This window comes from Pseudomonas marginalis (assembly GCF_024169655.1).
Lineage (GTDB): Bacteria > Pseudomonadota > Gammaproteobacteria > Pseudomonadales > Pseudomonadaceae > Aquipseudomonas > Aquipseudomonas paraveronii.
Window position 1 is genome coordinate 3,172,693 of the sequence record NZ_JALJWV010000001.1, and the last position, 9,425, is coordinate 3,182,117.

Below are 9,425 nucleotides of genomic sequence, written 5' to 3' on the forward strand. Positions count from 1 at the left end.
CGCATCCTCGTTCGACTCTGATGTAATTTCAGCATGCTTAATTTGTTGCGTCAACGCTGTTTTCTGCCTACTGCATGCTTAAATTCAGTTAACTTAATATTGGGTCCATGGAAAGACACGAACGTATTGCCCGAGCCATACAGCTCAGCGGGAAAAAGAAGGGGGAAATTGCATCGCTTTGCGGCGTCGCAAATTCTGCCGTCACTCAATGGATTACTGGGGAGAGCAAGAGCCTTCGGCCAGAGAACCTTTATGCCCTGGCGAAAGCGACCGGGTTTCGAGCCGAATGGCTTGGTATTGGCGAAGGTGAAGAACGGGAGGCTTCAGAGTCGAACATCTCCATTGCGGTCCAGCCCACCAAATCATTCCGCTACCCGGTAATCAGCTGGGTTGCCGCCGGCGCCTGGGCCGAGGCTGTAGAGCCCTACCCCGCCGGCTTCTCGGACAGCTATGAGTTTTCGGAGTACGACTCCAAAGGCCCGGCGTTTTGGCTAAAGGTGAAAGGCGACTCGATGACGGCGCCTGCAGGCCAGAGCGTCACCGAAGGCACGTTGATCCTAGTCGACACCGAAGCCGAGGTCGCGCCAGGTAAGCTGGTCGTGGCCAAGCTGCCGGATAGCAATGAAGCGACATTCAAGAAACTCGTGAGCGACGGCGGCCGGCTATTTCTGAAACCGCTGAACCCAAGCTACCCAATCGAGGCGGTCGACGAGAACTGTCGGATCGTGGGTGTAGTTGTGCAGGCGCTGCAGAAGTTTTACTGACGCACTTCAAGGAGTAGCCATGTCCCTCACCAAGCCCAACCAGCAGCTACGCCGCGACCTCAAGGCCATCGCCTCCAACCTTGAGCAGTCCTGTATCGACCTGGGAAAGCTGGCGGAAAAGCTCAGCGATGCCGACGCCATAGCCCTGATGGGGTTGGTGGGCACGCTCTATGAGGAAGCTGACAGGTTGGTGGGTTATGCCGAGGAAGTGAAGATCGGTCAAATAAAGCGGGTTACGGAATAGCGCGAATGACTGCATGGCGAGAGCAGAGCTTCTGGAGCAAGGTTGGGGTCATTGCTTGGCTGGCGCTGCTTATGGTGATTCCTGGTGCTTCCGACGCGGTCGGGCTGGGCGGAAACCAATACGGCCGTAAGCGCGTGTTCAGCCCTGGCTTCCTCATGCTCTGCGTTTTCGTGGCTGTGTTTGAGCTGATAGCGCTGAACCATTTCTATGGTGTTCAAAAATGGGGTTAAATCGGAGTTCCTGTCGTAGAACAATAGGAGCCTATATTGCGAGCCGAAAAAAACCATCGAACTTAAACAAGCTACTAACTCTCATGGAACCGCCTCAAGGGCTAACAAGGAATATTTATGGTGCCCGCATTCAAGGCAAATGATTTTTCTGGAAACACTAAGATTACTGATGCCGGCATTCGAAACAACTTCAGCAAGTCTTTAGAGCCTTGGAGCCCGCTAGTCGAGCTAATCTGGAACGGTTTTGATGCGAATGCGGACAACATCTCAGTTACAACAAGAGACACCGGCCTGAATGCTACAGAGTCCATTACTGTTTTAGATGACGGCGCTGGAATCGACTTTACTCGCCCTGATGACAACTTCCTTAGATTCCGTGACTCACTAAAAAAGAAATCCCACGACGTGCACGGGGAAAAGGGCATAGGGCGACTCGCCTTTCATAGAATATGCAACAGGGCAATCTGGTACACGAAATTCAAAGATGAAAATGCAAGGATTGAGATAAGCAGCAGCTCTCTGAGCAGTGTGAAAGGCACAACAATTCCTGCAAGTGAGCAAAATGCACTTTTGGCAAATAGCACTTCCGGAACATGTGTTGAACTCTTAGAGTTCATCGGCTATTTCCCTAGCCAAGCCGCCCTAACCAATCAGCTTGCACTAGAGTTTGGGTGGTATCTTGCGTTGAACCCTAGCAAACAGCTTATTTTTAATGGCCACATTGTAACGCCACCAGAGCACTCATGTAGCGACACATCTTTCACAATCGAAGGCAGTGAGTTTAAATTAAGACTGATACATTGGCGAGATAAGCCGGCATCGGAGAGGTCGTATACATATTATAGAAGCAGCTCCGAAAATGTTATTTATCATGCGCCGAGCAGTCTTAACAAAAAGCCGAATTACCATACGACGCTATCGGTACTATCCTCTTGGTTTGACGAATTTTCAGAGGATGAAAACGGCCAGTCTTTAGATATGCGCAGTATGCAGCACTCTAAAGTATGGAAGGCTCTTCAAAAAGAGGTTGGCGCATTCGCCCAAGAGCACTATAAATCATATTTGGTTGGTCAGGCTGACGAACAGATCCAGAAGCTGATAGATGATGGTGATTTCCCAGACTATAGCGAGTTAGGAAAAAGTTACTCAGAGTGGCGCTTAGGGAACTTGAAGGGCATCCTCAGAATCATAATAATTTCAGAGCCAAGAATATTTAAGGATAGTAATAAAAGACAAAGGAAAATAATAATAAGGTTATTGGACAAAATATCTGTATCCAATGAAAATGACGCCATATTCGATGTGCTTGAGGGCATACTTGATTTAGACGAGGCGTCTATGCAGCTATTTTCCGATCAAATTAAAACCGCAAAATTGAATAATATTATTCAGACTATTGAAAAGCTTCAGAAGCGGGAAGCAGCAATCTCTCGCATATCCGAAATAATGCTTAATCATTATAACGAGACCCTTGAGACTCCAGATCTCCAAGGAGTTATAGAGGCTAACACCTGGCTGTTTGGAAATCAGTACGAAACTATCGGAGCTGAAGAAACCACTTTTACTGTCATTGCTGAAAATCTTCGCAACTCGATTGCAGGTATAAATGAAGTACTTGATGACGATGTCGACGACGGAGCTAATCTGTCAGGTGCCAATCGACAAGTAGATCTCTTCCTAGTCAGACGCAACATGCAGTATGACTCGCACAATAATCAACCGTACTTCAGATGCGTAATTGTAGAAATAAAAAGACCAAGTATCGCTCTCAACAAAAAGCATCTTCGCCAGATTGATGACTATGCGGGAATTCTCGCAAAGCATCCGCAGTTCAATGGAATTCAAACTCGCTACGAGATTATACTGTTAGGTCGAAAGATATCCCCAAACGACTATGACATTTCCGAAAGGCTCGAGCAGGTTGCGGGACGAAATGATCCCGGCCTGGTAGGCGGCGGCCCCATCAAAAAATACGTGAAAACCTGGCAAACCATTATTGAAGAATTCCGAATTGCAAACGACTATCTTTTATCGACTCTTCAAACTCAGCGTGACACGCTTGAAAGCTCGAAAGAAGATCTTTTGAAGCATCTGCATTCGCCAACTCACTAAAGATTACGCCCGGCCCAGCGCCGGGCTTCTTGTATCTGCCCTTCCCTTCAGCAATCTGGCGATCGGCGGCCATTACTACGTATTCTCATGGGTTAAACTTGGGTTGAGATATGGAGGGAATACCAATGGAAAAGTCGAAAACCGCAGAAGAGATTCGAACGCTTCTGCTGTCCCAGCGTCCCGACCTGAGAGATGAGCTTGCGAAGATTTCCGACCTTGAGGTGCTGCAGCTCACGGCATGCGCCTACAAAAGCGCGATTGATATCAAGGAAGCCGAACTGATTGAAGTAGAAGCTCGCCTGGACGACGCCGCAAGGGCTCTATTTTCTCCTGTACCCCACTGACTTCATTAAGGCCATGCAATTGGACGGGCTTCTTGTACTGCCCCCCCGATCAGAACTCTACTCTGCTAAGGTGGCGCACTCTGAATGCAATGGAAGCTTCGAAGAATGGACTCATGGAAGACACTGGCGATCGCCCTACTGGCATCTGTCAGCACTCAGGCCGTATCAGGTGATGGCGCCAACCCTATCGCTGCCGCGATATTTCTCACAATTTCCGCGCCAACCATTTTAATTGGGGCGACCACATCCCTCACGACCGAGCCGCCTGAGATTTTCAAGTCAGCCAAGACTGACGCTCTGGCCTTCATCGGTTCGGACGGGGAGATTCGCGGCGCGGAGTTTGAGCAGGCGTCCCGGTATTATCGCTCGGCCTACACATCGCCTCATATGTCTGACATGCAACTGGCGCAGGCGATCGCGACCTCGTTCTGATGACGGCGTAAGACTGTCCCCTCCTCTTGTCCCAGCAAGAACGCACTCTGCTATGGTAGCGTCCCACTAAGGCCGCAATGGAAGCATCGAAGAATGGACACATGGAAGATTGTAGCAGCAGCCCTTATGGTATCGATCAATGCTCATGCTTCAGAGGGGTCTGATGACTCCTACAATAACTCGATGCTGTCAGTGCTAATGGCTCCAACCTACACCGTTGCGGGAACTACCGGACTTACCATGCTGGCCTCAAATAACTTCAAGCCTGCAAAGGCTGACGCACTTGCGTTCATCGGCTCAAAAGGCGAGATTCGCGGCGCACAATTTGAACAGGCAGTACGCTTTTATCACACGACCTACGCACCACCGCTGATGACTGACCATCAACTCGCCTTAGCAATCGCGACTTCATTCTGAGCTCGACCTTCAAACTAACCGCCGCACCATACCTTTCGTTTCTGCGACATCCTTTTCACCTGGCATTTACAGGACAGAGCGCAAAGTCGCGCTACTCAGTTGAAGAATTCCCTTTTGGTCCGCCCACAAGCGGGCTTTTTTTTGCCTGAGCTTCCAATTTCTCTGGGTTCGGGCAAGCTTTGCAGCCACCCAGAAGTTCGTCGTGTAGCCCGACGATAACCGCAGATTCGGCGCTCTGCAGGTTAAAAAATGGCGGGATCAGGTGCTGCTTTCGAATTCACCAATCGTCGATGCCTTACACCCATCACTGCCAAACACGTACATACATTCCCCTTGTATTTGATAGCTTAAAGCCATCAAGCGGCATGCCTTATGCGCAGAGCCGCCCTAGAAAAGACGTGGACGTCTGGCAATCATCATTAATTGATGAGTTGTTTCTATCAGGGAAGAGGATCTGAAATTGGTGACCGCCACCCAATCCTCCATAGCCAAATGCTCAGGAATCCACGCGAGCTTATGGCTGCCCCTGCCCGACCAAAGCGTTAAGCACTGGTGCCCTCCCAGGAATCTGTTTTGCGACCAAAAATCGTTGCCCAGGAGCACTCTCAGGAAATGGATTCCGGAAACCATTCAATAGACGGGGCGGACTCCGAAAAGCCAAACGAGTAGGAACTTAAATATGGAGATTTATAGTATGTCAGCTCAAGAAAACCACGTTGGTGTTGGCGGATGGACTGCTTACCACGAACTGACCCCAAAGGACCACGCTGTATTCAAAGAAGCCTTGGAAGGCTTTGTGGGGGTGCAATACACCCCTGAGACGGTTTCGACTCAGGTCGTCGCCGGCACAAACTATCGCTATCACTCGAAAGCACAGCAGCCTGGTTCGCCAGCAATCTGGGCAGCAATCGTGGAAATCTACGCCCCCCTCAAAGGTAAACCGCACATCACCCAGATCATCCGCATCTAGGCGCGTTTGACACCCTTCGGGTCGCGCGAGGATTGCGAGACTCGAAGGCTGATCGCCGCCCCCCGCTTGTGCTGTCCCTGCTACGCTTCTGGCTTCTCCCTCCCCTGGAGCCGCAAGCATGCATGCGCCCTACTCCCTCCCAGACATCCTTGAAAGAATCTACGAGAACCAGCTCGCCCTTGAGGCTGCGCTGATGGAGTTGACGTTGCTCGTCGAAAGCCAAGGCCATACGGATGCAGGCCAGAACGTCCGAGGCGCCCTGGAGGCGATCGGGGAGAACGCAGGGCATATCAAGCAGGGTTTGGCCAGGCTGAAGGCCCAGGGGCCGGATTGACCGCCCTCCTCTCCAATGGTGGCTGTACGCCATGAATGGTAAAGTGCTCGATCTGCCCAATGGATTAGGTTTTTGATATGGATAATGGAAACCCAGCAGCTGCATTCCTGCTCTTGGCGATCAGCTTCGTCATCTATTTTTTTCCAACGTTTATTGCCTCCTACCGCAAGCACCTCAATGGAACCTCCATTTTTCTGGTGAATCTGTTCCTAGGCTGGACGTTTCTTGGCTGGGTTGTCGCCCTGGTGTGGGCATCGTCGGCAAACACGGAAAAGTCAGCAGAAAAAAGCACCCCTGCTCCAGCCGTATCCGGTGATCGCGCCTGCCCGTACTGCGCCGAGACAATCAAGAATGCCGCCATCAAGTGCAGGCACTGCGGTGCCGATGTTGAGCCTGTTAAGCCGCCCCGCCTGAAACAAGGCTGGGTAGCGTCTACCGCCTGCCGCGACAAGGAAGAACAGGAGCGCACCATGGACGCCATAGCGATGGCGGGACTCCCTGTTGTGTCGATGACCGGCCTTTCTGTAGGTGCCGGCCCCTACGAGACCAAGGATGAAGCGAAACGGGCGCTGGCCGTCCTGCGAGATGGTCCGCGCCTGTTTAGTGAGATCGTCTACAGAGACTCGGTTAGCAGCAAGTACACCCCCATCACAGACTGATACCTAAAGGTCGCCAGAGCCCGCCCAGAGCGGGCTTTTTCATGCCCCGAGCAAAGCACCTGCGCGAATTATTTACACGTCCTCTAGAGGCAATTCAATTCTTCCTTGCCATTACGCGGCGGCACAAATACTGTATATACATACAGTTACGGTAAGGAATGCCACATGTCTCGCCCTGCTTTTTCCACCTCGCAAATGAGCTCTTCCTACGAAGCCACAGGTCGGCGCCTGCAAGCGCTGATTGCCGCGCCAGGTGTTCAAAAGGTGCAAGCGGTGACAGTGGCGAGGCTGGATCACGAAAGCCCTGAGGACTGGAAGCGACTGCTTGATGAGATCAGTGAAACCGCCGGTGTCCGGATTGAGCACTTGGAAGGTGGCGTAGTCAGGATCGGTTGGCGCGAGTACTTCGACGCGTAAATGAGCCCGCCACTGAGCGGGTTTTTTATCGCCGCAAATTTCAGCATTCTTAATTTATTTATTCAGCATGCTTGACACGTTAATTTCAGCTTGCTTAAATTCAGCTCAAGCCAGCGACGAACATCGCAGGCCAGCAGCGAAAGCCGCGCCGCTCTTTAGCGACACCCCTTGCCGGATCACCACCGGCCCAGATTCAAAGGCAGCGATGAACCGGCCTAAACGGTTCAGAGGGTTGGCAACTGACCCGGGCGTGCAGCGTAAAGCGCCAAGAACAGTTATCCAGCGGGAGAACAAGCCGAAAGGCCCGCGGCTGGAGTGACATTTGATTCAAGCCGGTGACCGACGCCAGTAGCGGGTCACGGCGGAAGTTTTCACTGATGCACCCAACTGCAGCTCGGTCGGGTGCATTGGGAAAACAACCGGGAGTCACACATGAAAGTCGATAACGAAGTGATGGCGCTGCTCAGCGCTTCGCGCACCGAAGACAACAAGCTGTTCATCACCGCCGGCCAGCTCGATAAGAGTCTGTATCAGCGCCTCGACAAAACTCTGAAGGCTGCGGGCGGCAAGTGGAACACCAAGGCAAAAGCGCACTTGTTTGCCGGTGACGCCGCCGACGCAATCGAAAACATCCTGATGACCGGCGAGGTTACTGTTCCTCAGGACTTCGGCTTTTTCCCGACGCCGCCGCACGTTGCAAAACAGGCGGCGGACCTCGCAATGATCAGCGACGGGATGTTGGTGCTGGAGCCGAGCGCCGGGCGTGGCGCACTGGCGGTGGCCGCCAACTCCGCAGCGGTAGGCGTAATGGTCGACATGCACGAATTACTGCCGGACAACCACAGAGCGCTGATCGAACTGAAGCTGCCGCTGTCGGGTGTTTCCGAACCTGGCGACTTCTTGCAGGTCGAGCCTAAACCCATCTATGACCGAGTGCTGATGAACCCGCCCTTCGACAAAAAGCGCAGTGATATTCACCACGTTGTTCACGCACTGAAGTTCCTGAAGCCCGGCGGCCGACTGGTGGCGATCATGCCTTCCGGTGTGACCTTCCGCGATGACGCTCTGACCCGGGACTTTCGCGGGATCGTAGAGCAGCGCGGCGGGAGTATCGAAACCCTTCCAGAAGCCTCATTCAAGCAAGCCGGAACGATGGTCAACACCGTATTGGTGGTGATCCCGGCCGCAGCCTGACAACCAGCGCCACGACAGCCTGTCGTTAACTGCCCGAGGCCCTGGTACTCCCCAGCACCAGGCTGCATCGGAGTGTGAACTGAGTACCGCCGGCCAGCGCGAGAGCAAAGGCAGACAAACGTCATGCAGTTCACACCCCGATGCGGACGAAATCGCAGCCTATAACCGCCCACCTGCATCCAACTGCCAGAGCCCACCGCCGCAGTTGAAACCCCGCACGGAGGATTTGCAGCCATGCCCCAGTAAGCACTCGCTGCCGAGCAGCAGTGTCCGCAGGCACTACAGTCCTGTGCGCTTTGACCGACGAGAGAATATCGGTTGCGGAGAGCGTGCCTTGTCAGCACCCCGAAAGCGGGCATAGCCCAACGGACGGCTGAGACATCAGCGCCGGAGACGTAACCGGCAACCCTCCCCCACCTCTACCCGTCAGCACTCCTCCCCCGCGCCCATCGGCAACCAGCGGGAGGCATGAGTGTTGACGAATACAGGTGAACAACCCGCCACCTTGGAGGTGACCATGCACCACAGCATCCAATCGCGCCGCGACATCGTCGAAGGCCTGCATCAGCGTTCACGTCTCGCCACCATTGAGCTGTACCGGCTGATCGGCCGGCCTGAGCCAGTGGTCGCCTTCCGGATGATAGTCAAGCCTGCAGGCCGCGACTTCTTTCATGTGGTGGATAGCCGGACCGGCAAGGTCATTGGGTTCCGCCGCAATCACAACGCAGCCTGCGCCCTCGCTCGGCGCCTCGAACGGGAGTAAATCATGACGAACTTTCTCGATACGCCAGAAGGACCGGACTGGCTCCACGACGCGATCAACTCGCTGATCTGCGGCGACAACGTCACGGCGCCGCGGGCGCACGGCAAGTCGGTCGCCCTGGTCACTCCTCAGTCGTTGTGGGAAGCGCTGGCAGAACACCTCGGCGCACAGGAGCACATCGCGCCCCTCCTCACCGACAACCGTGAGTATCCGATTGAGCGGCTTCTGTGTTGGGTCATTGCCGATGGACGCCACGTTCACGGCACCGCCTACGACCTGGCAATTGAGGCGATCGGCCAGCCAAAAGGCAAGCATCCCACGGCACTGCACGATGTCGCGGAATCGCTGATCCGACCGCACGCAAATGAGTACGGCCGGGCCCGCACCGAAGAGCTTGCGGCGGATCGCGCCGCCGACGAGGTGGAGCAGCGCAAGGCTGATGCCGCGTGACGCCAGGTCAACGCACCCGGCGTCCGCTCATCTGGCGCAGCTCTTTCTCTGCCCTCTCCCTCTGCACCTTCCTGATATTGCTCGGCTCTCTCGCT

General features: G+C 53.8%; 14 protein-coding genes. All 14 read left to right on the forward strand.

Annotated features, from left to right (window positions below):
• Window positions 1-107 precede the first annotated feature (107 nt).
• The 14 genes from J2Y83_RS14335 to J2Y83_RS14400 all read left to right on the forward strand — a co-directional run bounded on the left by J2Y83_RS14335 (window position 108) and on the right by J2Y83_RS14400 (window position 9,330).
• Entirely contained in the window at window positions 108-764 is a 657-nt protein-coding gene (locus tag J2Y83_RS14335; protein WP_253396145.1) for a LexA family protein, read from the forward strand.
• 19 nt (window positions 765-783) lie between these two features.
• Entirely contained in the window at window positions 784-1,008 is a 225-nt protein-coding gene (locus J2Y83_RS14340; RefSeq protein ID WP_253396147.1) for a hypothetical protein, read from the forward strand.
• A gap of 5 nt (window positions 1,009-1,013) precedes the next feature.
• Window positions 1,014-1,238 (forward strand): hypothetical protein, encoded by a 225-nt coding sequence (locus J2Y83_RS14345; RefSeq protein WP_253396149.1) that lies wholly within the window; start codon window positions 1,014-1,016, stop codon window positions 1,236-1,238.
• A 117-nt stretch (window positions 1,239-1,355) separates the two neighbouring features.
• A complete protein-coding gene (locus J2Y83_RS14350) occupies window positions 1,356-3,350 on the forward strand; it encodes an ATP-binding protein (RefSeq protein WP_253396151.1) in 1,995 nt (664 codons plus the stop codon).
• 125 nt (window positions 3,351-3,475) lie between these two features.
• Window positions 3,476-3,694, forward strand: a complete 219-nt coding sequence (locus J2Y83_RS14355; protein ID WP_247395624.1) for a hypothetical protein — start codon at window positions 3,476-3,478, stop codon at window positions 3,692-3,694.
• Between the two features lie 105 nt (window positions 3,695-3,799).
• Entirely contained in the window at window positions 3,800-4,126 is a 327-nt protein-coding gene (locus J2Y83_RS14360) for a DUF2388 domain-containing protein (RefSeq protein ID WP_253400393.1), read from the forward strand.
• A gap of 93 nt (window positions 4,127-4,219) precedes the next feature.
• Window positions 4,220-4,543: a DUF2388 domain-containing protein gene (locus J2Y83_RS14365; protein WP_253396153.1), complete on the forward strand. Its 324-nt coding sequence runs from the start codon at window positions 4,220-4,222 to the stop codon at window positions 4,541-4,543.
• 694 nt (window positions 4,544-5,237) lie between these two features.
• The gene (locus tag J2Y83_RS14370; protein ID WP_253396157.1) at window positions 5,238-5,513 is read left to right on the forward strand and encodes a hypothetical protein; all 276 of its coding nucleotides are present in this window, start codon (window positions 5,238-5,240) and stop codon (window positions 5,511-5,513) included.
• Between the two features lie 118 nt (window positions 5,514-5,631).
• A complete protein-coding gene (locus tag J2Y83_RS14375) occupies window positions 5,632-5,847 on the forward strand; it encodes a hypothetical protein (protein ID WP_253396159.1) in 216 nt (71 codons plus the stop codon).
• A 77-nt stretch (window positions 5,848-5,924) separates the two neighbouring features.
• Window positions 5,925-6,506 carry a superinfection immunity protein gene (locus J2Y83_RS14380; protein WP_253396161.1) on the forward strand — a complete coding sequence of 194 codons (582 nt, stop codon included), beginning with the start codon at window positions 5,925-5,927 and terminating at the stop codon, window positions 6,504-6,506.
• Between the two features lie 165 nt (window positions 6,507-6,671).
• Window positions 6,672-6,923, forward strand: a complete 252-nt coding sequence (locus tag J2Y83_RS14385; RefSeq protein WP_253396163.1) for a DUF1654 domain-containing protein — start codon at window positions 6,672-6,674, stop codon at window positions 6,921-6,923.
• Window positions 6,924-7,355: 432 nt separating this feature from the next.
• On the forward strand, window positions 7,356-8,117 hold the full coding sequence (locus J2Y83_RS14390) for an SAM-dependent methyltransferase (protein ID WP_177080762.1): 762 nt from the start codon (window positions 7,356-7,358) through the stop codon (window positions 8,115-8,117).
• Between the two features lie 517 nt (window positions 8,118-8,634).
• Entirely contained in the window at window positions 8,635-8,880 is a 246-nt protein-coding gene (locus J2Y83_RS14395; protein WP_253396166.1) for a hypothetical protein, read from the forward strand.
• A 3-nt stretch (window positions 8,881-8,883) separates the two neighbouring features.
• Window positions 8,884-9,330 (forward strand): hypothetical protein, encoded by a 447-nt coding sequence (locus tag J2Y83_RS14400; protein WP_253396168.1) that lies wholly within the window; start codon window positions 8,884-8,886, stop codon window positions 9,328-9,330.
• Window positions 9,331-9,425: the final 95 nt, after the last annotated feature.

Bases quoted from the DNA above. Each gene is read 5' to 3' on its own strand.
- J2Y83_RS14335 (WP_253396145.1), top strand. From the start codon at position 108: ATGGAAAGACACGAACGTATTGCCCGAGCCATACAGCTCAGCGGGAAA.
- J2Y83_RS14340 (WP_253396147.1), top strand. From the start codon at position 784: ATGTCCCTCACCAAGCCCAACCAGCAGCTACGCCGCGACCTCAAGGCC.
- J2Y83_RS14345 (WP_253396149.1), top strand. From the start codon at position 1,014: ATGACTGCATGGCGAGAGCAGAGCTTCTGGAGCAAGGTTGGGGTCATT.
- J2Y83_RS14350 (WP_253396151.1), top strand. From the start codon at position 1,356: ATGGTGCCCGCATTCAAGGCAAATGATTTTTCTGGAAACACTAAGATT.
- J2Y83_RS14355 (WP_247395624.1), top strand. From the start codon at position 3,476: ATGGAAAAGTCGAAAACCGCAGAAGAGATTCGAACGCTTCTGCTGTCC.
- J2Y83_RS14360 (WP_253400393.1), top strand. From the start codon at position 3,800: ATGGACTCATGGAAGACACTGGCGATCGCCCTACTGGCATCTGTCAGC.
- J2Y83_RS14365 (WP_253396153.1), top strand. From the start codon at position 4,220: ATGGACACATGGAAGATTGTAGCAGCAGCCCTTATGGTATCGATCAAT.
- J2Y83_RS14370 (WP_253396157.1), top strand. From the start codon at position 5,238: ATGTCAGCTCAAGAAAACCACGTTGGTGTTGGCGGATGGACTGCTTAC.
- J2Y83_RS14375 (WP_253396159.1), top strand. From the start codon at position 5,632: ATGCATGCGCCCTACTCCCTCCCAGACATCCTTGAAAGAATCTACGAG.
- J2Y83_RS14380 (WP_253396161.1), top strand. From the start codon at position 5,925: ATGGATAATGGAAACCCAGCAGCTGCATTCCTGCTCTTGGCGATCAGC.
- J2Y83_RS14385 (WP_253396163.1), top strand. From the start codon at position 6,672: ATGTCTCGCCCTGCTTTTTCCACCTCGCAAATGAGCTCTTCCTACGAA.
- J2Y83_RS14390 (WP_177080762.1), top strand. From the start codon at position 7,356: ATGAAAGTCGATAACGAAGTGATGGCGCTGCTCAGCGCTTCGCGCACC.
- J2Y83_RS14395 (WP_253396166.1), top strand. From the start codon at position 8,635: ATGCACCACAGCATCCAATCGCGCCGCGACATCGTCGAAGGCCTGCAT.
- J2Y83_RS14400 (WP_253396168.1), top strand. From the start codon at position 8,884: ATGACGAACTTTCTCGATACGCCAGAAGGACCGGACTGGCTCCACGAC.